Here is a 266-nt window from a genome sequence, read left to right as displayed (position 1 = left end):
CGCACCTAGACGGAAAGACCCCGTGAACCTTTACTACAGCTTGGCACTGAACATTGAACCTACTTGTGTAGGATAGGTGGGAGGCTTTGAAATTGGGACGCCAGTTCCAATGGAGCCGTCCTTGAAATACCACCCTGGTATGTTTGATGTTCTAACGTTGGTCCCTAACCGGGATTGCGGACAGTGTCTGGTGGGTAGTTTGACTGGGGCGGTCTCCTCCCAAATAGTAACGGAGGAGCACGAAGGTTAGCTAATCACGGTCGGAC

The 266-nt window shown here is 51.9% G+C and carries 1 rRNA gene; it reads left to right on the top strand.

The window, feature by feature from the left end:
* A 23S ribosomal RNA gene (locus ACXAGR_RS23830) occupies positions 1-266 on the top strand; the annotation flags it as partial.

It is taken from the genome of Alteromonas sp. ABH4_457 (genome assembly GCF_056160625.1).
The sequence above is the reverse complement of the archived record's forward strand: the minus strand, read 5'-3'. Positions and strand labels throughout refer to the sequence as shown.